The sequence below is a fragment of the Neobacillus niacini genome (assembly GCF_046591715.1).
In the GTDB taxonomy this organism is placed as follows: Bacteria; Bacillota; Bacilli; order Bacillales; family Cytobacillaceae; genus Neobacillus; species Neobacillus niacini_L.
The window spans coordinates 1-26925 of the sequence record NZ_JAWVNQ010000008.1; the positions used below are offsets into that span (position 1 = coordinate 1).

The 26925-nt window shown below is 37.8% G+C and carries 20 protein-coding genes and 1 pseudogene; 4 read left to right on the plus strand and 17 right to left on the minus strand.

The features are described 5' to 3' along the window. Nucleotides 1-242 precede the first annotated feature (242 nt). The 5 genes from SFC47_RS17895 to SFC47_RS17915 all read right to left on the minus strand — a co-directional run bounded on the left by SFC47_RS17895 (nt 243) and on the right by SFC47_RS17915 (nt 6388). Nucleotides 243-1709 carry a protein adenylyltransferase SelO gene (locus SFC47_RS17895; RefSeq protein ID WP_411255684.1) on the minus strand — a complete coding sequence of 489 codons (1467 nt, stop codon included), beginning with the start codon at nt 1707-1709 and terminating at the stop codon, nt 243-245. 108 nt (nt 1710-1817) lie between these two features. Continuing rightward, on the minus strand, nt 1818-3725 hold the full coding sequence (gene abc-f, locus SFC47_RS17900; RefSeq protein WP_411255685.1) for a ribosomal protection-like ABC-F family protein: 1908 nt from the start codon (nt 3723-3725) through the stop codon (nt 1818-1820). Between the two features lie 560 nt (nt 3726-4285). After that, on the minus strand, nt 4286-5413 hold the full coding sequence (locus SFC47_RS17905; RefSeq protein ID WP_411255686.1) for a C40 family peptidase: 1128 nt from the start codon (nt 5411-5413) through the stop codon (nt 4286-4288). A 198-nt stretch (nt 5414-5611) separates the two neighbouring features. Further along, complete coding sequence (locus SFC47_RS17910; protein ID WP_411255687.1) at nt 5612-5983, minus strand: MmcQ/YjbR family DNA-binding protein; 372 nt, start codon at nt 5981-5983, stop codon at nt 5612-5614. 9 nt (nt 5984-5992) lie between these two features. Next, the gene (locus tag SFC47_RS17915) at nt 5993-6388 is read right to left on the minus strand and encodes a VOC family protein (RefSeq protein ID WP_411255688.1); all 396 of its coding nucleotides are present in this window, start codon (nt 6386-6388) and stop codon (nt 5993-5995) included. A gap of 218 nt (nt 6389-6606) precedes the next feature. On the opposite strand from SFC47_RS17915, the gene SFC47_RS17920 reads away from it, so the two are divergent. Next, complete coding sequence (locus tag SFC47_RS17920; RefSeq protein WP_411255689.1) at nt 6607-6990, plus strand: CidA/LrgA family holin-like protein; 384 nt, start codon at nt 6607-6609, stop codon at nt 6988-6990. Continuing rightward, on the plus strand, nt 6987-7676 hold the full coding sequence (locus SFC47_RS17925; RefSeq protein WP_411255690.1) for an LrgB family protein: 690 nt from the start codon (nt 6987-6989) through the stop codon (nt 7674-7676). The genes SFC47_RS17920 and SFC47_RS17925 overlap by 4 nt, the downstream gene beginning before the upstream one ends. Nucleotides 7677-7801: 125 nt before the next feature. Here SFC47_RS17925 and SFC47_RS17930 read toward each other — a convergent pair whose 3' ends face one another. Continuing rightward, the gene (locus SFC47_RS17930) at nt 7802-9070 is read right to left on the minus strand and encodes a mechanosensitive ion channel family protein (protein WP_411255691.1); all 1269 of its coding nucleotides are present in this window, start codon (nt 9068-9070) and stop codon (nt 7802-7804) included. Nucleotides 9071-9346: 276 nt separating this feature from the next. On the opposite strand from SFC47_RS17930, the gene SFC47_RS17935 reads away from it, so the two are divergent. After that, nucleotides 9347-10900 carry an ABC-F family ATP-binding cassette domain-containing protein gene (locus tag SFC47_RS17935; RefSeq protein WP_411255692.1) on the plus strand — a complete coding sequence of 518 codons (1554 nt, stop codon included), beginning with the start codon at nt 9347-9349 and terminating at the stop codon, nt 10898-10900. Between the two features lie 352 nt (nt 10901-11252). On the opposite strand, the gene SFC47_RS17940 is transcribed toward SFC47_RS17935, so the two are convergent. From SFC47_RS17940 to SFC47_RS17960, 5 genes and pseudogenes are all read right to left on the minus strand, one after another. Beyond that, nucleotides 11253-12170 (minus strand): alpha/beta fold hydrolase, encoded by a 918-nt coding sequence (locus SFC47_RS17940; RefSeq protein WP_411255694.1) that lies wholly within the window; start codon nt 12168-12170, stop codon nt 11253-11255. Nucleotides 12171-12685: 515 nt separating this feature from the next. Further along, entirely contained in the window at nt 12686-13387 is a 702-nt protein-coding gene (locus tag SFC47_RS17945) for an FAD-dependent oxidoreductase (RefSeq protein ID WP_411255695.1), read from the minus strand. Between the two features lie 64 nt (nt 13388-13451). Beyond that, nucleotides 13452-13823: pseudogene (locus SFC47_RS17950) on the minus strand (iron chaperone). A gap of 47 nt (nt 13824-13870) precedes the next feature. Beyond that, nucleotides 13871-14263, minus strand: a complete 393-nt coding sequence (locus SFC47_RS17955; protein ID WP_411255696.1) for an SRPBCC family protein — start codon at nt 14261-14263, stop codon at nt 13871-13873. 3 nt (nt 14264-14266) lie between these two features. Next, a complete protein-coding gene (locus SFC47_RS17960; protein WP_411255697.1) occupies nt 14267-14590 on the minus strand; it encodes an ArsR/SmtB family transcription factor in 324 nt (107 codons plus the stop codon). A 768-nt stretch (nt 14591-15358) separates the two neighbouring features. On the opposite strand from SFC47_RS17960, the gene SFC47_RS17965 reads away from it, so the two are divergent. Then, nucleotides 15359-19519 (plus strand): S8 family serine peptidase, encoded by a 4161-nt coding sequence (locus SFC47_RS17965; protein WP_411255698.1) that lies wholly within the window; start codon nt 15359-15361, stop codon nt 19517-19519. Nucleotides 19520-19819: 300 nt separating this feature from the next. Here SFC47_RS17965 and rlmD read toward each other — a convergent pair whose 3' ends face one another. From rlmD to SFC47_RS17995, 6 genes are all read right to left on the minus strand, one after another. Then, a complete protein-coding gene (rlmD, locus tag SFC47_RS17970; protein ID WP_411255700.1) occupies nt 19820-21217 on the minus strand; it encodes a 23S rRNA (uracil(1939)-C(5))-methyltransferase RlmD in 1398 nt (465 codons plus the stop codon). Nucleotides 21218-21303: 86 nt separating this feature from the next. After that, a complete protein-coding gene (pdaA, locus tag SFC47_RS17975; RefSeq protein WP_411255701.1) occupies nt 21304-22113 on the minus strand; it encodes a delta-lactam-biosynthetic de-N-acetylase in 810 nt (269 codons plus the stop codon). Between the two features lie 63 nt (nt 22114-22176). Continuing rightward, a complete protein-coding gene (locus SFC47_RS17980; RefSeq protein ID WP_411255702.1) occupies nt 22177-23142 on the minus strand; it encodes a nuclease-related domain-containing protein in 966 nt (321 codons plus the stop codon). A 975-nt stretch (nt 23143-24117) separates the two neighbouring features. Continuing rightward, nucleotides 24118-25662, minus strand: a complete 1545-nt coding sequence (locus tag SFC47_RS17985) for a fumarate hydratase (protein ID WP_411255703.1) — start codon at nt 25660-25662, stop codon at nt 24118-24120. A 131-nt stretch (nt 25663-25793) separates the two neighbouring features. Further along, entirely contained in the window at nt 25794-25991 is a 198-nt protein-coding gene (locus SFC47_RS17990) for an SE1561 family protein (protein ID WP_411255704.1), read from the minus strand. Nucleotides 25992-26088: 97 nt separating this feature from the next. Continuing rightward, nucleotides 26089-26898, minus strand: coding sequence for a YfkD famly protein (locus SFC47_RS17995; protein WP_411255705.1), 810 nt, complete (start codon nt 26896-26898; stop codon nt 26089-26091). Nucleotides 26899-26925 lie beyond the last annotated feature (27 nt).

Here is a 26925-nt window from a genome sequence, read left to right on the forward strand (position 1 = left end):
CTTTTTATGATGTTTCGGGCTCTCATTGCTCTTATGAGTGACCGCAGCAACTCTTTTTATAAGGTTTCGGGCTCTCATCGCTTTTATGAGTGACCGCTTCTTCTCTTTTTATGAGGTTCCGGGTTCTCATCGCTCTTATGAGTGACCACTTCTTTCCTTTTTATATGATTACAGTCTCTCAGCTCTCACAAAAATAAAAAGCCTTTCTTAGGAAAGGCTTTTGCTTTGTTAATTCCGTTTTCTCATGTTCCGCAAAAGGTACGATAAGGACGAGCTGCTGGTGCAGGCAGAGTAGTATATTCTAGCTGTTCTGGAGAGTACGCATACGGATTGGATAGGACCTCAAGCAGCTTCTCCATCACTCTATAGTCTCCATTATTCGCCGCTTCGAGTGCCTCCTCTACCCGGTGGTTCCGGGGTATAACAGCTGGATTACTGTTTTTCATCAACTGAATATAAGATTCCTTTGATTCCTGCTGCCTGCCAAGCCTCGCCTTCCACCGTTCCAGCCACTGAGTAAATTCTGCTGTTCCCATGAGAATGGTTTCTTCTGGTTTATCCAAGGTTAGTGCTCTGAAGGTGTTCGTATAGTCCGCCCCGTGCTTCTGCATCATATCCAGCAAGTCTTTGATAAGAGGTTTATCTTGTTCCTCCTCATTAAATAAGCCCAATTTTGCCCGCATGCCCTCGAGCCAGTTCAATTCAAAAAACTGAGCGAAGTCAGAGAGCTTATCTTGTGCAAGGGTGACGGCTTCCTCCTGATTTTCATGCAGCAGCGGCAGGAGAGCTTCTGCTAATCGGGCTAAATTCCATACACCAATATTCGGCTGGTTTCCATAAGCATAGCGTCCTTCTCGGTCAATAGAGCTGAACACAGCAGCAGGATCATAGGTATCTATAAAAGCACAAGGTCCATAATCAATACTTTCTCCACTTATCGTCATGTTATCGGTGTTCATTACCCCGTGGATAAAACCAACCAGCTGCCATTTCGCAATCAGCATCGCTTGTCGTTTAATCACTTCATGAAGAAAAGTCAGATACCGGTTATCATTCTCTTCAATTTCAGGATAATGGCGTTTTATTGCATAATCAGCAAGCGTGCGAAGTTCATCTGCGCTGCCCCATCTTGCTGCATATTGAAAGGTTCCAACCCGAAGATGACTAGCTGCTATTCGCGTTAAAATAGCACCAGGCAAGTAGGATTCACGGGCGATTTCTTCACCAGTTGTTACCACTGCCAAACTGCGGGTAGTAGGAATACCTAAACCATGCATACCTTCTGAGATAATATATTCGCGCAGCATAGGTCCGAGTGCTGCCCGGCCATCTCCCCCGCGAGAGTATGGTGTTCTTCCGGACCCCTTTAGCTGGATATCGAATCGCTCATCTGTTGGTGTTATCTGTTCTCCAAGAAGCACCGCCCGGCCGTCGCCCAACATTGTAAAATGACCAAATTGGTGTCCCGCATACGCTTGTGCAAGAGGGGAAGCACCATCAGGTATTTTGTTCCCAGCAAACACCTGAGCCCCTTCTTCACTTTCCAATTTCTCTCTGTCTAATCCCAGTGACATAGCCAATGATTTGTTAAACATAACAATCTTAGGTGATTGGACAGGTGTTGGGTTCTGGCTGGTGAAAAATACCTTTGGCAAACGAGCATAACTATTATCAAAATTCCATCCTTTTTCACTTAAGTCCTTCGTCATCGAATCCCCCTATTCTTCTAACATCGAAATATTTCGTCATACTCGACTAACTTTTTCTTACTGTCTGCTTATGCTGCTTTATTATACCCAATGATGTCCATGTATAAATTAACTTATGCTTATCCACCATTCCATCGCTGACTCAAGTTCTTCACTTAAGTGGTTTTTCTTCCGGTAAAGATTATTAAGTTCTTCATAATCCATGTGTTCTTTGGCCATAGATATGTCAATTTCTTCAATTTCCTTCTCCAGATATTCTATCCTTGCCAGCGCACTAGTCCTTACTTCCTCTTGGTTTATATTTTCAGACTTCATTCTTTGTTTCTTCTCTTTTTCTAGGCTAACAATTGGTTCCTCTTTAGGCTGCTGACTTTTATAATAAACGTAATTACCTGAATAGCTTTTAAAGCCATAGTCCTCTAATGCAATTACTCTTTCAGCAATTTTATTAATAAAATATCGATCATGAGAAATAAAGAATATCGTACCTTTGAAATCTTCAAGCGCTTCCTCAAGGGTCTCAATCGAATCAATATCAAGATGATTGGTCGGCTCATCGAGTATGAGTAAATTGATGTCTTGATGTAAAAGCATAGCCAGCTTCAGCCTGATTCGCTCCCCGCCTGATAAGTGCTTTACTTTTTTGAAGGGGCTCTTTTTATAAAACATAAATTTTGATAGATATTCTCTTGCCTTCCCTTCCAGGATAGAAATATCTTCCCGAAAAGCTTCAAGAACACTGAGCTCTTCATCTTTAAAGGTAATTTTCTGCGGCAGGTAAGCAGCCATCACATTCGCACCTAATTCGACTATTCCTTGATCTGGCTGTTCCTCACCTAATAACATTTTTAAGAAGGTAGTTTTCCCGCTTCCATTAGGACCTACCATCCCCACTCTTTCACCATACTGAATCATTAAATCAGATTCCCTAAAAATCAACTTATCTTGATACCTTTTTGTAAGCCCAATGGCTTTAATGGTTTCATTTCCAGAGCGCTGTCCTTCCTTGAAGTCTAGTCTCATATTTCGTCTTTCAAAAATGGGTTTATCAATTCGTTCCATTTTATCGAGCTTTTTTTGTATACTGGCAGCTCTTCTGAAAAACTTATTATTATCCGCTCTCATAGCCCAGTCTCTTAAGCTTGTAACTTGCTTTTCCATATTATTGACTTTTTTCTGCTGCTCACGGAAATGTTCATATTGAATCCGCATATTTTCTTCTTTTTGGCTTACAAAAGCTGAGTAATTACCTTTATAAGAAATTGATGCCATATCCTCGATTTCAACGATTTTAGTTGCAACATTGTCGAGAAAGTAACGGTCATGAGAAACGATAATGACAATTCCTTTATAGTTTCTTAGATATCCTTCCAGCCACTCAATTGCCTCCATATCCAAATGATTTGTTGGCTCATCCAGCAGCAGGATATCTGGATTATGAATCAACATCTTTCCAAGGACAACCGTTGTTTTTTCTCCGCCGCTTAATAAATCAAATTCCTTGTTTAAAAAACTTTCCGTAAAATTAAGACCTGTACAAACCTTGCTTACTTTTTCTTCACGTTCGTATCCGCCCTTTACTTCAAAAAGTATAACCAGATCGCTATATTTATTAAGGGCTCTTTCTAGGGCTGTATCCTCAAGCGTTTTCATCTGTTCTTCTAATTGACGCATTTGAAGTTCTAGAGTTTCAATTTCCGCAAAGGCTAAGTGTAAGACATCGATGACTTTTAAGCCTTTAGGATATACAGGCGATTGTTCCAGGTAAGCCTTTGTTGCTCCTCTTGGCAAGTTAATTAAACCTTCATCATAACCATAGCTTGAGGTTTGCGGGTAACCTGGATAATAATGCATCTGTTCGATTCCTGCGATGAGTTTAAGAATTGTGCTCTTGCCGCTGCCGTTTGCACCGACGATACCAACTTTCTCTCCTTCATATGCCTCAAACGTAATATTTTCAACCACAAGGGCAGCTTCCATAAATTTCTTAACGCCATGCAATTTCATCTCTAACATAATATCTCCTCTTTCATCCATAATCTTAGTTATGCATTTATGGACAAGGCTAAGAAGAACCTGCATTTACCTATTAATTTTTTATAATTAAAAAAGACCGTAAGAAGATAGTTCTTCTTACGGTCTGTATAATCAGTGGATAGATTTATTTAAAGTAGTTTCATAAAATACGCACAGTAAAAAAGCGCATATTTATGCCTAACACCTTCCTCAAAAATGGAGGAATACTTCAAATAAACGATTATCTCGATTTCAGTAAAGTAAGTTACCTTCTAAATTGCCATGATTCCATAAGAGCATAACAAATAAACCTACGTCTCATAGGTGAATTTACACTCTCTACAAAATCCATATTCATTTTAAATTGAATGAATATTAGCAATTAGTTGGTTCCATAAACTTACTTTCCCCCTTCAAAATTTTCTATATTATCTCACTTTTTCATTTTATTGTAAACAATGATTCGCCAATATTTTTTTAAAAAAAGAAAAAGGCAACGCCCAATCAGGGTCAGTTGCCTTCATTATTTATATTCGTAATTTCAATTTGATAGTTGAATTCTATTTTAAGACTCTAGATGCTGATGAGAATTTAGACGGATTAAATGGAGCAATTTTCACCACATCACCCGTTTGAGGAGCATGGATATATTGTCCTCCCCCAATATAAATTCCAACATGATAAGCAGGAGATCCCCTGAACACTAAATCCCCAGGCTGTACTTGACTTAGAGATATTCTTGTTCCAACATTTTGCTGTGCACGAGAAGTTCTTGGAAGACTTATGCCAACAGACCGAAACACATAGGATGTAAATCCAGAACAGTCAAACCCGCTTGGCGTTGATCCGCCCCAAACATATGGAACACCCAAATACTGTTTTGCAGTGGCAATAACACTATTGGCTGTTGCAGAATTTGTCACATTGGGCACTGCGACTGATGGTGGTGTTGATTGTGCAGCTGCTGAGTTTTGCACTTGTGGTTGAGTTTCTTGTGCGGTTACTTGTGATGCTTCCCGCTCTGCAGCCTGTTGTGCCTCTTGTTCAGCCTGCTGTTGTGCTCTCAATTCCTGTAGTGTGCCTTTAGCAGCCTCTAAATCTTGTTGAATTTGTTTTTTGTTTTCTTCAATTTGTTTGTGTTCTGAAGCTAATTCAACTTTACTCTTTTCTAATTCGTTAATATGATTTTGTAATTGTTCCTTCGCTTCTTTTAATGTTACTTCCTTTTTTCTTAAACCTTCTAGTAGTTCATTGTCATTTTCAATTATTTTAGAAATCGCAGTAAAACGATTAAAGAACTCAGAAATACTTTCAGCTGAAAGTAACAGTTCTGCGTATGTAACAACTGACTGGTTTCCTTTTACCTGAATGCTCTTTAGTCTTTCTGAATAAACTTCCTTATGATTAGCTAAATCTTCGTCAGCTTCTTTAATCTCAATCTCTGTTTCTTTAATATTTTCTTGTTCTGTGGTAATTTTTTCATTTAATATTTGACTCTTCTCCATAGCTAAAGCAATTTGGTTGTCCAATTGCTGAATCTTTGTTTCAAAGTCTTCAATATTAACTTCAATCGTATTGATTTGTCCATTCGTTACTGGTACTTCTGGATTTGCAAATGCAGGTGCGGCCTGAATTGTTGTCGCTATAACGGTAGAAGCGACGACATATTTTATTAGTTTTTTTATCATTACATAGTCTCCTCTGGTAAACTATCATTTTTAATTTTCTAATATATTCCTAGTTTATATTCCAAAAGGACTAAAAACAATAAACGAGTCGATTTTGTAATTAAAATGTAATTTAATGTAGAAAAATCTGACACAAAGTTAACTCTTTGTCATATACACAACAGTAAAGAAAAGAAGGGCAGATTATTCCGCCCTTCTTTAGCCTTTATGTAATTCATTCCATTCCTTAATTATCCGCTTTGGTGCAGCACGTAAATAGGCTTCTTGCAGCAGGTCTTTCAACTCATCCCAGTCACTATCAGTTGGGTTCTGGATCGACACCCACCCGTGGTGACCAATATAGGGAGTCTTGTAGAAATGCTCCTTCTGCAGCAATATTTCTTGCGTTTCTCGGTCTGACTTGAATGATAGGCTGAAGCCATTCTCGTTTTCACCCGATATTACAAATGACTTTCCATTAATTTTAAAAGTATTATGACCAAAACCGTCGATATGTTCAACTGCTTTAGGCAGGGCAAGACAGATATCCCGTATTTTTTCAAGTATGGCTTCCGATTCTATTGATTTCATCTGCAATTACTATTTCGCATTCGCATCGGGTTGATGAATTCCGAATATGTTACCTTCTGTATCAATATAATACCCTTGCCAAGCCATCCCTGGCAGTGCATATTTTGGCAGTGCCACTTTGCCGCCATTCTCAAGGATCTTAGCTTCCACTGAGTCATAATTTTCGACACCCATTGTACATGCAAATCCATTCAAAGCTTGGCCAGCTTCAGGACCGGCACCTTGACGCTGCATCAATGCACCGTTGATACCAGGTTCACTATCATCACCTGTTACAGCTCCAAAGTATGGCATTCCTGCATACTCACTATAGTCTTGATAGGTCCAGCCAAATACCTCGCCATAAAACTTTTTTGCTCGTTCCATGTCATTCACATGAATTTCAAAATGAACTAACCTGCCCATAATTTTCTCCTCCTCATCCTTTTAGTATTTATTTGTACTTATCATTTCCTATCCTAATTATATCCATAAAAGGTATAATTTAAATATTTAAAATAATTTCATATAGTAAAAATATTTTCACCCAACCTCATCCAAATGAAATACATTGAGCAGGTTGATTGTTAGGAGTAAACTAAAAAAATAATAAATAAACGTTTTTTTTATTTTGGAGGTTATTTATGAAAGTCATAAAAATAATAGTTCAAGTATGTCTGATTTATTTGATTTCATTATTTGGAAATTTCATTCAGGAGCAACTAAATTTACCTATCCCCGGAAGTATTTTGGGATTGCTGATCTTATTTATTTTATTATCCTTCCATATACTTCCTGAAAAATGGATACAAGAGGGGGCGGGTTTTTTACTATCAACCATGATGTTCTTTTTTATTCCCGCAACAGTTGGCTTTATTAATTACTTAGATTTCTTTCAGGGGAAAGGACTATTGTTGGTAGTTGTACTCATTTTAAGTACTTGTCTTGTTTTAATCTGTTCTGGTTACTTAGGTGAAAAGTTGGGGCAAGATAGAGTAATTGAAGATAGGGAGAAATTTTCAGCATGATAACATTTATTATCGGCATAGGTATGGTTTTACTAACAATTTGTTTATTTTTCTTGGCAAAAAAACTCTATAAAAAGTATCCATACCCTTTATTCAATCCCTGCCTTTTCGTTAGTTTTTTTATCATTATGATCCTATTAATATTCAATATTCCATACGAAACATATATGATTGGCGGCGAATGGATTAATAATTTATTAGGTTCAACTGTTGTTACACTTGCATACCCTTTATACAAATATAAGAAAATAATCGTGAAATATATTCGTATCATGTTAACAAGTATCCTTATAGGGGTTTTAGTAAATTTCATCAGCTTATTAATCATTTTGAACCTATTTGGGTATTCAAAAGATATCATGTTTTCGTTTTTTCCAAAGTCTGTTACAACTCCAGTTGCTATTCAAATTGCTGAACTGACTGCAGGCGTTCCTTCATTAACGGTAGTTGCTGTCATGGTTACAGGATTTAGCGGCATGATATTAGGGCCATATATCATAAAAATATTTAAGTTTGAGAGCGATATCGCAAAAGGAATGGCCTTAGGAAACGCAGCCCATGCAATTGGTACAGCAAGGGCGTTTGAATACAGCTTAGAAATCGGTTCGATTAGTTCAGCCGGAATGATTCTATCTGCGATAATAAGTTCGGTATTCATTCCTTTATTTATTTTGATGTTATTCTAATCACTTAACGGTCCCAGAATATAAGAAGAAGCAGGTTATTCCGTTGTCGGAAGCCTGCTTCTTCTTTTAGGACTACCTGCGGCATGCAGTTAACAAGTCCAGATTGTATGTGTATAAAGCGAATATCAATAGCTTCTTTCGCCAATCAAAGTTTTGCTGCTTGATTCGTCTGCCACGGTTTTTAAATCAGCCCCAGATGGATTCTGGAAAATTCTAAGTCCAAACTCTGGTGCAACGGCGAATAGATGGTCAAAAATATCAGATTGCACCGTTTCATACACGGCCCACTGTACATCATTGGTAAAGGCATAAATTTCTAGTGGCAATCCGTTTTCATTATGTGCCAGCTGTCTCACTATAATGGTCATATTCTGATTGATTCCAGAATGATTTTTTAGGTAATTGCTAATATATGCCCTAAATACACCAACATTTGTTAGGGCTCTTCCATTCACACGATTGTTTCGATCTATTTCATTTTTTGCATTGTATTCTGCAATTTCCCTTTCCTTATGAATAATGTAGTCTGAAAGGTAATGCACCTGTATAAATTTCTCAATCATTTCCTCATTGCAAAACGTAATACTATTTGTATCGATATACAAAGACCGCTTGATTCGCCGGCCTCCGGAGCTTTGCATCCCTCTCCAATTGATAAAAGAATCAGAAATAAGTGCATAACTAGGAATCATCGTAATTGTTTTATCGAAGTTTTGAACCTTTACTGTATTTAAAGAAATATCAATAACATCACCATCAGCACCATACTTTGGCATTTCAATCCAATCACCTACCCGAACCATATCATTGGCCGTTAACTGAATTCCTGCGACTAGACCTAATAACGAATCCTTAAATACTAACATTAGAACGGCCGAGAGAGCACCAATACCACTTAATAGCAGAAGTGGACTCTTTCCTACTAGGTTCGAGATCACTAAGATCAACCCGATCGTCATGATAATAATGTTAACCACCTGAATATATCCTTTAATAGGCTTAACCTTGGATATTTCAAAGGTTTGATAAATATCATTGAAGGCATTCAGTAAGCTTTGTATAAACACTAACCCTACAATAATCGTATAGGCAATGGCCAACTTCTCAATGGTTGATTGATAGGTTGGAAAGGTTGAAGAAAACGAGTAAATAATAATTGAAGGGACAATATGGGATAACTTTCGAAAGACTTGTCTATCCAGGATGATTTGACCCCACTTGACCTTCGAGTTTGTCACGATACGAGTAATGATCCTAATCACGATTTTCTTTGAAATAAAATTAGCTGCGATACAGATAAGCCCGATTAGCAGAATCTTGATGATTACCGAAAGATATTCTACTAATCTAGGATCTAGTTCCATATCTAGAAGCAGATTATTAATGAATTGCATCTTTTCTCCTCCGTTTTCAATTGCATCATAAGCAACTTTACGGGGAAAGCATCCGAACTGTCAATTCCTACTTCATCAATAATGAAAAAATGGTACCATAGCCCTGAGTTACTGACATGTACTCGTCTATTTGGTTACCAATGAATGTTTTTTCTGGGACAGACTACAATTTTGTTCAAAACTCAAATAACATTTTTTACAATAAATTCAAGATAGAAAAAGACGCCAAAATCTAGTATGATATCCACATGTGATATTAGATAAGGGGTTAAAAAAATGAGTGTATTAAACGTAAAAAATTTAAGCCACGGTTTTGGTGATCGTGCGATTTTTAATAATGTGTCTTTTCGACTTTTAAAAGGTGAGCACGTTGGATTAGTTGGAGCAAACGGTGAGGGTAAGTCTACTTTCATGAATATTGTTACCGGGAAGCTGCAGCCCGACGAAGGGAAAGTTGAGTGGTCACGAAAGGTGCGTGTTGGGTATTTAGATCAGCATGCTGTCCTTCAAAAGGGTATGACGATGCGCGAAGCTTTGAGTACTGCATTTCAATATCTTTTTGATGCTGAAGCAGAAATCAATGAACTTTATGCAAAAATGGGTGATGAAGGTGCTGATATTGATGCACTGCTTGCAGAAGTTGGAGAGCTGCAAGAAACGTTAGATAGTAATGATTTCTATCAAATTAATTCAAAGGTTGAGGAAGTTGCTCGTGGTCTAGGATTAGACGACGTTGGACTTGATCGAGATGTAGATGATCTTAGCGGCGGGCAGCGTACGAAGGTTTTACTTGCTAAGCTTTTGCTAGAAAAGCCTGAGATCCTATTACTGGATGAGCCTACGAACTATTTAGATGAACAGCATATTGAATGGTTGAAGCGTTACCTGCAGGAATATGAGAATGCATTTATCTTGATTTCACATGATATTCCATTCTTGAACAATGTTGTTAATTTGATCTATCATATGGAAAACCAAGAGTTGAATCGCTATGCTGGTGACTATGATAACTTCTTAAATATATATGAAATGAAGAAGCAGCAGCTAGAGTCTGCTTACAAGCGCCAACAACAGGAAATTGCTGATTTGAAGGATTTCGTTGCACGTAACAAGGCAAGTGTGGCGACTCGTAATATGGCGATGTCTCGTCAGAAGAAGCTTGATAAAATGGAAATTATTGAATTAGGTAGAGAAAAGCCGAAACCAGAGTTTAACTTTAAAGAAGCTCGTGCAGCCAGCCGTTGGATTTTCACAACTGAAGATCTTGTGATTGGTTACAATGAACCACTTTCCCGCCCTTTGAATTTGAAAATGGAACGCGGACAAAAAATTGCATTCGTTGGTGCAAACGGTATTGGTAAGTCCACTCTTTTAAAAAGTATTCTTGGGTTGATTGATCCCCTATCAGGTAAAGTGGAACGTGGTGAGTATCAGCACATCGGCTACTTCGAGCAGGAAGTGAAACAGTCCAACTACAACACTTGTATTGAAGAGATTTGGAGCACGTTCCCAAGTATGAATCAAGCTGAAGTCCGAGCTGCTCTTGCAAAATGTGGATTAACAACGAAACATATTGAAAGTAAAGTCGAAGTCCTTTCCGGCGGCGAAAAAGCCAAAGTTCGATTATGTAAAATTATTAACACAGAAACGAACTTATTAATTCTAGATGAACCTACCAATCACTTGGATGTGGATGCTAAAGAAGAATTGAAGCGTGCTTTAAAGGCATATCGCGGAAGTATCTTGATGGTATCCCACGAACCTGATTTCTATCGTGAAATTGCCACTGATATTTGGAATTGTGAGGATTGGACGACGAAAGTATTTTAAATAAAAGATTAAGGGGTACCTAATGAATAAACCTTCATATTGGTACCCCCTTTTTATTACTAAAGGAGCATTTCCCATGTCTCACCGACTAAATCTTTTCAACCGTTCTAGCGCTTACTAATTGTTGACGTTCACTTTCGGACAATTCTTCAAGGAGCTGAATATTCAAATTTTAATTCAAGAAATATATTATTTTAATGATATCTTCAAGCATAAGAAAACCCTCAAAAACAAAGATTAATTTGCGTTTTTGAGGGTTCACTTTTCCTATTCTCCAACCAAAAGAGTGGTTGCCTCCATATGTCCAGAGGCTGTAACTGCTTGTGTATCGTTTAATACAAGGTTTAACATATCACGAAGACTCTGCTCTATGTATCAGATTCGCAATTTTCCTTGCAAACACTGACCATAAGGGCTTGGGTAGATCATGCCCCATTCCTTCAAATGCGGCAAGCTCAGCACCTGGAATAGCGGCCGCAACGGCACGTCCTCCACTTATATCAATCATTTTATCACTTTCACCGTGGATAACTAGAGTTGGTATCTTAATAGAACGAAGTTGTTCTGTTCTATCACCGGATTTTATTACTGCAACCGCTTGTCGCATCATGCCCAGTGGATCATGGTCCCTATCCCAGGCAAGACCTGCAATTTGGGCAATAAATTTTTCGTTTAAAGGGTATTTTGGAGAACCAATAGCTTTACGTGATTGAATTTGCCATTCGATGTAGGCTTGACGATCATCATAAGGAGGCGAACTAAGATTTGCTAACACTGCGTAGTCAGGCTGTCCTACTGAATGATCCCCAGTAGTTGACATTATAGAGGTCAGTGACCGAACCCTATGAGGATACTCTATAGCTATTGTTTGAGCTATCATTCCACCCATTGATGCACCAACCAAGTGTACACTATCATATCCAAGAGCATCCATAAGACCTACTGTGTCTTGTGCCATGTCAGAAAGAGTATAAGTCACTGTAGAGAAATCACCAGATTGTATCGCGGGAAAATTTGGAACAGGTGCATCTGAAAAGTGAGTTGTAAGTCCAGCATCTCTATTATCGAATCGAATTGGATGCAGATCGTGACTAGCCAGTTCTAAGCAGAATCCTTCTGGCCAGTTAATCATTTGAGCACCAGCACCCATAATCAGGAAGACAGGCTGTAAAGCAGGATTACCAAAGCGCTGATAAGCCATCTTTATTTTCGATGGTCCAACATTTTGAAGACTTTCTTCACCATGAATTTGAACTTTATTTGTGTTCATGATTATATCCTCCCTCTACTAGTATTAATTAAATCAGTAATCTGTAAGTATATTATATGAGTATGCTCTAAAATAAATAGTCTATTATATATTTTTTTACTATATTATAATTAAAGTAGCAGAGATTATTTTTATATCTAAATCCCGTATTCCAGTGTATCAGTTAACGAATTTCGATAAATATAATCAATTCAAACATAAAAGGTTACTTCATCCTGTTTCCTCAACCTTATGCTTTATCTATACTATCAACTCACCACTTGCCAACTATAGAATCATATTTTATAAAAAAAATAAACCCCCGATATTTCGTATACAAATATCAAGGGCTTTGAGCCGAATGGATAGATTCTTTAATTTTTTGAAGCCAGTATTTTCACGGCTTTTCGAACTTTACTTTTTACCCATGCTCCATTAAATTTCATTCAAAAAGGATATTTTTATTATCTCTTCGCTTCATAATTCAATACGGTGGTGTGGTTCCATATATGAATTCAACCACCTCAACTCATCCTTTAATAACCATAAAAAGCATCTTTTTTAATATTCTTTTTTGAAATACTATTACTTTGTAAGCTACTAGAGATTGAATCCACCATTGACTTCGGCCCTGCAATCAGATATTGACCATTGTTCTGATAAAGATTAGAAAACTTAACAATCTCCTGATGTAAGTTATTACTAGAGTCAAGATACGTGGTACTAATTGAGTCATTGTAAGCATCAAGTTCATCTTTAAATATATAAGACTTTTCACTATCCATATAGAGTAGGTGTATTGGCTTCTTATTACCTTTTCCTTCTGTCTCGATTTGTTTTAGTATGGATCGAAATGGCGTGATTCCAATTCCTCCAGCAATAAGGACAGTAGGAAGTTCCTCGTTTAAATTAAATGCCCCTAAAGGTCCAGACATCCCCATTGTCATTCCCTTTTTTAGTTCTAACATTGCCTTCTTAAATTCACTTGGGTTATCATTTATTTTCATTGTTAATTTGACTACATTTTCACTTGGAGCAGATGCAATTGTAAATGGTTTAGTAGGATTTTTCACTTTTTTATGAGTAATACTAAATAAACCATGCTGCCCTGCTTTCCAGGTTAGATCTTTCTCTTTTTCAAAAACAAAGGTATATACATTCTCTGATTCTTTGTAGCTCTCAATAAATACTAATTGTCTCTTTTTAAATACAGCAATCATATCTTGAAAAAAACTCATTTCGCCATCTCCTTTAAGCCTCACAGAATCCCTCATACACTTTCTAAGGCTACCTTATATTTTTTTATTTCCTCCAGGGAGTTGTACAGTTTGCCTTGTCTTTAATATTAAAATCAATCATTTTCTCTATTAGTGTGTAGTCTACCGGACTCTTCCAAGGGATACGTATGATTTCCTTTGTGTAATCATAGCCAGCCTTTACAATAGCATCCTCTACATGTGCAATCGTTACCTTTCAGGAGCGACAGCTAAATGCTTTTTAGATACGCTAAAAGCCTATAATATATGTGCCATGATCCGTAAACATTGGTTGCTTCCATTTAATTTCTTTCTTTAAATTTGGATATTTTTCTGTTATCCAAGTAAGTACTTCTTCCGTTCTTTCTCTGTGAAAAGGGTCATCTATTCCCGCTAAAAAGTCAGCAAAAACTTCCAAGTAATTCCCTCCTAAAAATTAAATTTATGCCGTTCAAAAGTTGGGTCTTACAGTTCCTCTAACAATTTTTTTAGCTCTTCAATTTTATATTGCCAACCATATTTCGCACCGTTGAAGGCTGGAATATTTTCATTTTCAAATCCAGTTTGCTCAAGTTGTACGTAAGTTGTTCCATTCTCTTCTTTCAATGTCCATGTGACTATCGTGTTAATCGGACCCCCCACCCATGTGTAAGATAGCTTATGAGGCTTGTCTACTACCAATACTTCACTATCCACGATTAAATCTATTTCCTCATTTCGAAACTGACATTTATATCCTACAATTGGTTTAAAATTATTTTCCATTACCCATTTTGCAAGTGTATTCGAATCTGTTAACGCATCCCATACCTTATGTATTGGTTTTTTAAATTGGAAATCTAATGATAAATCTGCCATATTTTATTCCTCCTCCAATATATTTTTTAGCAACAATACTCTTTCATTCCAAAACTTTTCATAAAAAGATAACCAATCTTTCACTTCCTGTAAGGGAGCTGGATTTAGTTTGTACTTTGTTTCTCTACCTATTTTACGGTTAGTAACTAAATCTGCATCTTTTAGGATAGCCAAATGTTTAGATACAGCAGTACGACCCATTTGAAAATGAGGAGTTAATTCGTGAAGAGGTAACTCCTCAGCACTAGCCAACAAACGTATTAATTTACGTCTAGTAGGATCTGCAATTGCTACAAAAACATCATGCTTTTGGTAAGTAGTGTTCAAAATCCTCCCCCCTTTTAATGAAACCGACACTTATTGGTGTCATAAATTATATGACACCAATAAGTGTCTAGTCAATAGTTTATTAACTATAGAACATACGCTGCACGAACCTTCTAATTAATTTTGTCATATTGTGCAATAATTTTGAGACTTGAGCAGACCAAAGAATATTATTAATTCTCAATTCATATCCACTCATGAGTGGATTCCTTTTCTTCGACATCTCAATAAAGAAACTGAACCCATATTGGATTCAGCCTGAATTTGAATAGATTTGATTTAAAGAATGATTGACTGCATTTTTACAATTTCAACACTAACTGCGACACGCACTCAACATGTGCCGAGTGTATGTGGCAACAGGAGTGCTGGTGAGTTATTTTGTTTAACAACAATTTTCCCTTCTCTTCTTCTTCTTCAATAAAAGGTGTTAGTACATTTTAAACTTCATAAGTATCTCCTGAAAAATCATCTGCACTACTATCACATCAAACCAATCGTCAAATAAATATGAATTGTATTAAAGGTATCCAGTATGTCTAATACATAATTCATCATCAGTTTTCAAATTTATTAATCTTAGTTCAGCATAATTTTTTAGACACTCAAAAACAGGTATGGTTTCTCCATAAGTTAACTGGTATTTAATGATTGTTAACTATCATGTATTTTACTCTAAAATTATTAAAAGTTAAAATATAAAAAATATTATATATATTTCTATTAGTATAATATTTTTTTTATTTTACGATGATGAGGAGAAATGAAATGAAGAAAATAAAGACTAGCAGGATTCTTGCAGGCGCTCTACTTGTTGGAATGACATTATCACAAGTGCAGCCGTATAACGTGTTAGCACAAAATAATATTAGGTTAGAATCAACTGACACTATTAACCTACTAAAGAATTTGACACCTGCACAACGTGAAGCTCTTCCGAAGTTGGCTGCACTAGATCAAGAAGGGCTACAACTATCGTCTGATGTAAATTTAGATAGTTCAAAACCTGTATCAGTTATCGTACAGTTCAAAAACAAACCTCATAAAGTGGCTGTATTAAACGCTGCTGTAGACGGACATGTCTTATCTGAAGCTCAAGCGAAAAAGAATGTTGATGGCGATCATGCAACATTTAATAATGATTTGAAAGCTAATTTTAAAACGAAATCTGATGGTTCTTATAAAGTAATACGCGAATACAAAAACGCATTTAACGGAGTAGCGTTGGAAGTTCCTGCAAACAAACTGGAAGGTTTAGTGAAATCAAAAGCAGTACAAGCGATTTACAGTAATTCAGTAGTAACGGTAGAACAACCTGTTCAAGAAGCTGCACCTTCAAAAGAAGCAAAAGGACAAGGTATGGCAGCAGAACGTTCTTTCCTAAATATTGACAAATTACATGAAGAAGGTTTCACAGGGAAGGGAATAAAAGTAGCAGTATTAGATACTGGCATTGACCACAAGCATCCAGACCTTAAAGATGCTTATGTAGGTGGATACGATTTCGTTGATAACGATAACGACCCAATGGAAACAACATATGATGATTGGGTAAATGCTGGTAAACCAGGAGGCACTTCAGGATCAGCAGCTTATGTGACAGAACATGGAACACATGTATCTGGTACGATTGCAGGCCAAGGAACAGCTGATAGCGCTTATGCCACTACTGGTGTCGCTCCTGACGTGGACCTTTATGGGTATCGTGTACTTGGTCCTGGTGGTAGTGGTACATCTGAAGCTATCATTGCAGGAATTGAAAAAGCAGTTTTAGATGGCGTAGACATTATGAATCTATCATTAGGTGCCAATTATAATGACCCTTTAACACCACAGGCAATTGCAATTAACAACGCAGTATTAAATGGTGTAACCGCAGTTGTTGCAGCTGGTAATGCAGGCAGTGAAATGTACACAGTAGGTACTCCAGGTAACGCACCATTAGCACTGACTGTTGGGGCAAGTACTGTTCCAGGTGAAATTGCTACAATGAAAGCAACTGTAGATACTCAAACCGCTGACTTACGATTAATGGCAAAAGGATATGAAAGTGATTTGAACACATTATTATCACCAACTCAGCCATTCCAATTCGTATATGTTGGATTAGGTCTAGGATCTAATTACACTGGAGCAAATACTCGAGTAGACGGGAAAATCGTTGTTGTTCAAAGAGGAAGCAATACAATGAACGATAAAATTTTACAGGCGAAAAACCGAGGTGCTGTCGCGGTGATTGTGATTAATAACAATCAAACCGAAGGACACTTACCTTTTAATATAGGGGAAGGCGTAGATTTTGTTCCTGCTTTCTCAATGACGTATACAGACGGGGTTGCTTTACTACAAAAACTAAATACTGGTAAAAATCAAATTTCATTTAGCGATATCGGTGAACTGCCTACACCAGGAGATGTGTTAGCAGACTTTAGTTCTCGTGGACCCTCTCGTTTAACGTATGATATTAAACCAGAAGTTGTAGCTCCTGGAGTAAATATGTTATCAACAGTACCGGGGTTTATTAATAGTCCAAATGATCCTACGAATTACGATTATGCATATGGTCGTATGTCAGGAACATCAATGGCAACTCCGTTTACATCAGGCGTTGCGGCATTACTTTTAGAAGCTAAACCAGAGCTGCAACCTGAAGATGTGAAAGCGATTTTAATGAATACTGCTGACCCATTAAGTAAGCCATACAGTGTATATGAAGTTGGAGCTGGACGTATTAATCCTTACAATGCCATTCACTCAAATTTTGAAATTGTGGTAGATGACAAAGCGCCTACTATCGTAAATGGCAAGCAAAAATTAATAAACGAAAAAACAGCCGCAATAAGCTTTGGGAATAAAGCTTATAACGACAGAAATATAACAGATAGTCGTTCTGTTACATTGTTTAACCATGGCGCAAACACAAAAACATTTAACGTAAGTGTTAAATTTAATCCGGATTTACGAGGTTCAAAGGATGCATCAGCAAACGGAGTAACACTAACTACAGATTCTAGCATTACAGTAAAAGGAAACGCTAAAAAGAAAACAACGGTTGCGTTGAGAATTCCGAAAACAGCTGAAAAAGGAATTTACGAAGGATATATTGTTTACACAAACAAAGATGATTCTTCAGAATCATATGAAGTTCCTTTTGGTGTTCATTTTGTTGAGTCAGGTATTGAAAACTTTACATTATTTAAACAATCTGGCCCAGAATCACGTGTTAGGACATCTCAAAAATATGATCCATGGACTGGTGCTTTTGTAACTTTAAAATCGCATATGAAATATATCGATGTGATTATTTCAGACGCAAAAACTGGCAAGGATTTAGGCTACCTTGGTACGTTTAACGGTTTGGCAATGTTAGAAGGCGTACAATACGGTGCAGCTGATTTCTATCGAGGCTATTACTTCCCGTTTACAAATAATCCAGCTAATCCAATCGATACGAACGTTGATAATATTGTCGTTCCAAAAGCAGGACACTATCTAATGAAGTTAGTTGCGGTAGATGATTATGGAAAAACGTATACAGTTACACAAGACTTCTTTGTAGATGGAACAAAACCAAAGTGGGACATGCACATCGAAGGTGAAATTCCAGGAAAGCAAGTCGTTGAATACAAAGATGGACAATCATTACTTGATGTAACAGCGCAAATTACAGACGATAACGTTGAACTAAAACAAGCGATTGGTATAAAAACGGATCAATCACAAAACGAAATTTATTACACTTATAATAGTTTCTTCCCAAACGGGAATTTAACACTTGATAAAGATGGTAATGCAACTGATCAAATCGCTATGCTGCCTCAATTACAAGTGCTGGATGTGAAGTTTGAAGGAATGGATGAAGCGACAAATGGTTATCTTCAAAAACAATATTACTTTGTAAATGAACATACACCATATGTGCATGCTCAGCCAAATATCTCGACGATCCACAATCGTGTAATGATTGAAACAGGCAAGACATTCACGATGACATTAACTGCAAATAATGTTAGCAAACTAATGAAAGCGAACTACAAGTTCCAAGATACAGATGCAACAAAAATTACAAACATTTCTTTAAACCCGGAGGCACAAAAGCTTGGCGGTACTCTAGATGTTAAACAAACGGCATTAGGAAGCGCAACGTCATCAGACGTTACCGTAAACTTTAATAGCACTACAGGTGTAGATGGTGATATTCCAATGGTTGACTTAACGGTTCAAGTTCCAACATCATTATCGCCATTTAAGCTTCAATCGTTTGATATGTACGGAGTAACATCAACTTTTACGAATGTAGATAATGTATCAACTAAACCATTTACAGACGTACCACCAATCGTTGTCTTAGGAGATCAAACAGAAGTAAAAGGTTTTGTGCAAGCACAAGGATTGTTAAATGCACAAGGCGGCAAAGACATAACAAGAGATTTCTCGAAAATATCTCCAATTGTTACGGTTACTGATAGTAAAGGCAAAGAAGTAAAAACAGAAGTAGTCACGAAAGGTGGTCAGTTTGTTATCGCAGGACTTGATCCATCCAAAGATGATTACCTGGTTAAACAAGACATTCCAGGCCATTTCAATACGTATAAAACGTTCAATGCTCACTTTGAATTAGATGGAAAAATTTATGGACATGGTATTAACAATCTAGGTTCAGCAAAAGTCCCAGTAGCAATTGCTGGAGACGTAAACAAAGACGATGTAATCGATATTATGGACGCATTAGCAATCCAAACTTACTGGGGCACAAATAAACGTAGTACTGATATTAATTTCGATGGCACTGTCGATGCAAAAGACTTTGCGTTTGTTGAAAAGAATTTCTCAATGCAAAATCCATGGGTAACAACGCCACCAAAAGCTAAAGAGAAATACAAAGGTAAGACGTTAGAAATTATTAAAACAGAATTAACAATTAAATAATAAGTTTAAATTGCCTGATTTCTTAATGGAACAATGTCTTTTGGTTCATCTTCCAACACGCAGCTAAATAATGCAATAGCCCTTCTCGATATGAGAAGGGCTTTCCATTCCTAGTATAAAAGGGAATCGCGTCTCTATTGTAAAGACAAATTAATAGTCAAACCGTTTTCATCTGCTGTTGGACGGTATCTGAAATCTTGCACGAATGGTAAAGTGTATTGAAGTAAACGCTAATGGAATACCTGGTATGCACCTATCTATTTTCGGCTCCAAAAATGGAATAAATGCAGCAGGAATCCCCTATTTTGGGCCTGCTGCTTCTTTTAAAACTATCTGCGAGACGCACTCAACGTGCGCTGTCTGCGGGAACATATCCACAGGCTGCATATATTTCACATCGTATTTAGCACTCAACATTTGGATATCTTTCGCCAAAGTAGATGGATTACATGAGATGTAAATCAGCTTTTCAGGTGCTGTCTGCAAAATTGTTTGGATTAACTGCCCGTCAAGCCCTGTTCTTGGTGGATCCACGATAATCACATCTGGTTTCCAGCCCTTTTTCACCCATTTCGGCAATACTTCTTCTGCTTTTCCCGGAACATATTTGGTGTTGGTGAACCCGTGACGCTTTGCATTTTTCTTTGCATCATCAATTGATTCTGGGATTACGTCCATACCCCGTACTTCCGCTGCCTGGTCTGCAAGCCATAAACCAATCGTTCCAACTCCACAATAGGCATCCACGATTTTTTCCTTCCCTGTCAACGCCGCAGCCTTTTTCACTTCATTGTATAGCTTAATCGTTTGAACAGGATTTAATTGAAAAAACGTTCTAGCAGACAGTTCAAATTGAAGGTCTCCTAATGTTTCTTGGATAAACTCTTCTCCCGCTAACGGCAATGTTTCCTCCCCAAAAATAAGTGATGTTTTTTGTTCATTGATGTTTTGAACGATGGATTTGACATTAGGCAATCGTTTTTGAATTTCCTGCACAATTTGTTCCTTTTTCGGTAATTCTTGTTGATTGGTAATGAGCACCACCTGAAGTTCACCACTTTGAACCCCTACACGGGTAACAATCGTACGAACGATTCCTTTACGTGATTTTTCATTATAGATGGTAATTTTAAGCTCTTCGAGAATCTTTTTCACCGCATTAACTGCTTCGTTTGTTTTTGAATGCTGAACGGCGCAGTGTTCGATATCAATGAGCTGATGCGAGTTTAAACCATACAAACCAGCTAAAACCTTTCCATCTCTCCCAGCGAGTTGAAAGCTGCTCTTGTTCCTGTAGCCCCACGGATTTTCCATGCCAATGGTTTCCCGAATATCGAGTTTGTCCACTTGCAGCCTAGTATGACGTTCAAGCGATTGGATTACAATATCTCGCTTTTCTTTCAATTGCTGGCTATATGCTAAATGCTGAAGCTGGCAGCCGCCGCATTGCTCATAGACCGAACAAGGCGGCTGAACACGATGCGGCGATTTAATCCGTATCTTTTTAATTTTTGCCTCAGCAAATTTAGGGTTAATTTTTGTTGCCTCAACCACTACCTCTTCACCCGGAAGAGCCCCAGGCACAAAAACTACTTGCTTTTTGAAATACCCCACACCTTCCCCATTAATGCCAAGTCGTTTGATGGTTAAAGGAAAAGTCTGTTTTTCTTGTATTTTAATTGATTGATTTGTTTTCATTTATTCACTCCACATTTCGCTTCCAGTTTGATTCACCGTATTATAGCATTATTAACAGAGAAAAGCCGAATTCATTCGAATCCGGCTTAGTTTTTACCCAATCTTTGGAAAAACGTCGCAATTTTATTCTTTTTCTTCTTTGGAAAGTCGTCGAGACTTTTAAATTTATAGCCCTTCTTCTTTAAATCTTTAATTGCTGTTTCAAGGGCATCTGCATTATCCTTTGAAACGGTATGAAGAAGTAAAATACATCCTGGATGGATTTGCCTCATAATATTATCGTATGAATATTGCCAGCCTCTTTGCGCATTGGTATTCCAGTCCACAAATGCCAATGACCAGAACACATGCGTATAGCCCTCTTCCTTCGCAATTTCCATGGTTCTCTCACTAAAAACCCCTCGAGGTGGACGCAGATACTTCATTTTCTTCTGCCCCGTGATCTCTTTCGTTTTATCTTTCACTTTTTGAAGTTCTTCCCGGATCCGTTCATCACTGATTTGTGTCATATCGGGATGATGCCAGGAATGGTTTCCGATTATATGGCCTTCATCGACCATCCGCTTTGTCAATTCAGGCTGAGAAAGCAAATAATGCCCCGTCACAAAAAAGGTTGCCGGCACTTTCTCCTTTTTTAATACATCTAAAACCTGTGCGGTATACCCCGCTTCATATCCATTATCAAATGTAAGGTATAGCGTCTTTGATTCTGGATCTCCTACAAAAAAGGCACCATATTTTTCAAGTACTTTTTCATACTCCGCCCCGGCATCTGGCGGCTGTTCATCGACAGCTTTCTTAAATCCCCAATGAATAGGCTTATTGGGAGCGGAACCATAAGTGACCTGAGGCACCATTAACAGCAGCAAACTAAGGATGCATAATAATTTCTTCATCCATGTTCCCCCTATTTTGTTTTTTATAGTGTTTGTTTGTAATTGGGAAACATGATTAGTATTTTAAGGAAAAAGTAGTGGCTGGCGGTAGATGCTGTCACTAGTGCGGCCTGTTCGAGAAAGTTTAAGGAATGATAATATGTATCCAGCGGCTCTTGGGGAAGGTAGATTGAGGAATATCCTAATTTCTGAATTCGTAAACCATGGTTTGAAGATTAATAAATAATCATTTATAGCTTTTATATGGGCATCCTTTGAGGTAACTTTACACGCAGTACACTTCCACTTGTTTCCACAATAATCCATCGGGGCAAATAAACATTCAGGGCATTGAACTCCAATAATAACGTCGGACTCAGAAACTTGGAATTGCTGCAGTATATCTACCCTTTTTGGTGTATGGTCTCTTAATAGCAGGTTACTTAGTTTTAAAATATTTTGTTCACTCATACAGTTTTTTTTATAGTATCCCTCCAATTCTTCGATTTTTTTTAGTAAATCATGTGACTTACAAATTTTATTTTCGGCTTCTTTGTAGCCTGGAGCTATAATGATTTCGCTGGAAGATCTCGTAAAGGCAACTAAGTTATCCAAAAATATTGGAGGTAATGTATTTGCCTCTATCCAATTTCTCAGTAATATTTTGTGTCGATTTGTCTGAGATATAGGATTCTCATAAATCTCTCTCGTATCCGCCGTTTCTTGAATCATTTGATTTCGCTCAATGATTATTTTGCCTGAGTGATTCTTTCCATCAAGAATAATACAAATTTTCGGTGATAGAAGCAGTACATCAATTTGAAATAATGTTTCACCTGCAGGGAGCCTTAGGTCATGAAAAATGTGGTATTTATGATGAGGAATTTGCCCTAATTGGTAATTTAACTCTTTTTCGCCATTGTAACCTGACTTTAATATCTTAATGTTATTTTTTAATTCTGGCATTTTTTCATGATTGATCTTAAGTCTGCTTTCAAGTGCCTCCGCCTGAAGAAGTGGTATTGGTTTTGTTAAGTTTTTATCAAACAATAAGTTCCCTCCTAATTGGTTTTATGTAATTTTTCTTTATTATGTTGGTATATCCTTCTACTATTTGAGTTTTATTATGAAGGTTTGGTGACAATTTAAAGTTCGCTTATTAGTTTGGTGGTTTTAAATCTGTGGGGGACTTCATGTTCTACACATTCTACACAAAACTGTACAGGTTCTGCATAAAACCATACAGTTCCTACACAAAACCATACAGCTTTTACATAAAACCGTACAGTTTCTACAATACCAAACCTGCTTCTACACAAAACCGTACAGATTCTACACATAACTATACAGTTCCTACGCAAAACCATACAGCTTCTACACAAAACCGTACAGCTTCTACGCAAAACCATACAGTTTCTACACAAAACCATACAGGTTCTACAAAACCAAACCTGTTCCTACGCAAAACCATACAGCTTCTACACAAAACCATACAGTTCCTACGCTAAACCATACAGTTTCTACACAAAACCATACAGGTTCTACAAAACCAAACCTGCTCCTACACGGAACCTTACAGGTTCTACACAAAACCGTACAGGTTCTACACAAAACCATACAGCTTCTACACAAAACCGTACAGCTTCTACAAAACCAAACCTGCTCCTACACAAAACCATACAGTTTCTACACAAATCCGTACAGTTCCTACGCAAAACCATACAGCTTCTACATAAAACTGTACAGGTTCTACAATACCAAACCTGCTCCTACACAAAACTGTACAGGTTCTACACAAAACCGTACTGTTCCTACGCAAAACCATACAGCTTCTACACAAAACCATACAGCTTCTACAAAACCAAACCTGCTCCTACACAAAACCATACAGTTTCTACACAAATCCGTACAGTTCCGACACAAAACCATACAGCTCCTACACAAAACTGCACAGATTCTACAAAATCCCACCCCTCACACACAAAAAAAAACAAGCCCACAAAAGTGAGCCTGCCCCCAAACCTCTTAGTTAAACACCCGATCCTTAAACTGTGCTAATTTCTCTAATGAAGACTTATCTACATCTGCATGCAAGCTGTTTCCATGAGAATCCATGGTTACAACAGCAGTGAAGCCTTCAACGCGCAGGTGCCACATTGCTTCAGGGATACCAAATTGCATCAAGTCAACCCCTTCAACACCCTTGATACAGTCTGCATAATACTGTGCTGCGCCGCCAATCGCATTTAGATACACGCCGCCATGGTCTTTAAGAGCTGCCAGTGTACGAGGTCCCATTCCGCCTTTTCCGATAACAGCACGAATACCAAATCTCTTCATAATGTCGCCTTGGTAAGGCTCCTCACGAATACTTGTGGTTGGACCAGCTGCTTTGACATGCCAGTCACCATTTTCATCTTTTAACATAACAGGACCACAGTGATAGATCACTTGTCCATTTAAATCTACTGGCGAGTCATTGTCAGATAGGTATTTATGAATCGCGTCACGTCCTGTGTACATCATACCGTTAATCTGAACAACATCGCCCACCTTCAATTCGCGAATTTGTTCTTCTGTGATTGGTGCTTGCAGTGTGATCACGTCAGTAGCACGTGCTGCAGCTGTTTCTTTTTCAGCTTCAGTTTCTGTGAAATCGATGAAATCACCTTCTTGATACATCCATTCATTAATTTCGCCAGATACTGGATCGACACTTACGCCTAAGCGGCGGAATGCCCAGCAGTTGTAAGCGACAGATACATAGAAGCTTGCTGGAATTCGATTCATAACTCCAACTTTACAGCCTAACAATGTAGCTTCACCGCCAAAGCCCATCGTGCCAATTCCTAATTTATTCGCATTTTCTAGAACATACTCTTCTAATGCGCGTAATTCTTCGTTTGGATTCACATCATCTAAAGAACGGAATAGTTGTTCTTTTGCTAAATCATAACCAGAAGAACGGTCACCGCCGATACCAACACCAATGAAACCAGCGCTGCAGCCTTGTCCTTGAGCCTGGTACACGGAGTGCATAACACACTTACGAATCCCATCAAGGTCACGTCCTGCGCGTCCTAGTCCTTCTAACTCACAAGGAAGACTATATTGGATGTTTTTATTTTCACATCCGCCGCCTTTTAAAATCAGACGAACATCGATATAATCTTTTTCCCATTGATCAAATTTAATAACCGGCAGGCCGGCCCCCAGATTGTCACCGCTGTTTTCACCTGTTAGGGAATCAACAGAGTTTGGGCGCAGCTTTCCTTCTTTGGTTGCGATTACAATTGCGTTTTTAATCGCTTCTTTTATTTCTAATTGGTTAACACCAACTGGAGTTTTAATTTTAAATGTAGGTAACCCTGTATCCTGGCAAATAGGTGAGACTTGGTCATCTGCCATTTTAATGTTATTGGTAATAGTAGCAAGACTCATTGCTGCACTTGTACCAGCATTCTCTTTCGCCTTTGCTGCACTAACTGCACGACGTACATCTTTTGGAAGCTTTGTAGAAGTTTCAACGACTAATTTGTACATACTCTCCTGGAATTTCTCGATATTCACCTAAAGTACCCCTTTCCCCTTGTCCGATTCGCAATCTATTTAAAAATTACAACTATTTGACGCTATTATTATACTCCTATAAGCAGATGATTGAAAGATAAAGGTTTTGCCAATAAACAAAGAGCCTGTAATTATACAGACTCTGGAGTTTCACGATGATTGAATTCCTTACATTTGTTTTCTAATTCATCGATCATTTTAATTAAGTTGTCGATATCATCAAGATCGGTATCTTCTGGATCGATTGCATCTAATACATCTAGGAACATGTTTAAACGCTGTTTTAAAAAAGTAACTTGTGAATTTTTATCATGTGTCGGACTGCCCACGTTGATTCTCCCCCTTCTATTTCACTATCCTACACTTTCTGCAATTCTTTTTCAAAAAAGAACCCCTACGACCGTTGTAGGAGTTCCTTCTCCAAAATCATCTTGGTCTTTCTGATGCAGCAAATCCAAATGAAACATGATCCTGTACCGGGATCCATGCTCCAATTCCTTGTGAGGTTACATTTTTAATGACAATGGTTTTTTTATTCCCTTTAAGCATCAAATATACTTCACCGTAAGTAACTTTACCCTTTTCATTGACAGCAGGTGCGTATGCGTATAAATATCCTAGGCGATTAACTGGGATATTATAGACATGGTCGTTCTTCGTTCCTGCGCCAATAATCGTTTCAAATGCCAGCGGAAGACGTGTTTTTTCCATTGCCTTTAACAGCATCATCTTCTTTACATCCTCTGCATTTGGGATTTTTGCTGTTAGCCCGCCGCGGATGATTTTTTGAGCCTCTTGTAAATAATGAATCTGGTAGGGTACTTTGCCGCCGCGATTGTCATAGTAGTTTGTATTGATTTTTTGATACTCCCAGTTCGAAGACGTTTCCGTTGATTCATAATTTAATGGCCATTGACCAAGGTAGACAATTGCACGGTAACCGATTGCAAACGGTGTGCTGTTAATACTTGATTCATTCAGCATACGAATTAAATCGGGATTTTCAATCTTAACCTTGGAAGAATCAATCAGTTGTTTCGTTAGTTCACTCGGCTGCAAGGTGGGCAGGTCCTGAGTTGAATTGGGATAGGTATTTTCCTTCGTAATATTACGAACCGAAGGAGGAACTTGGTAGGTTACTGGTTCTTTTTTTGCATTTGCCTTTTCAGCAGAAGCCGTTGGAAGGAAAGCTAGTAGTAATAGCAATGTTATTACTACAGAGATAAACTTTTTCACAAAGAAAAACTCCTTTCACACTATATC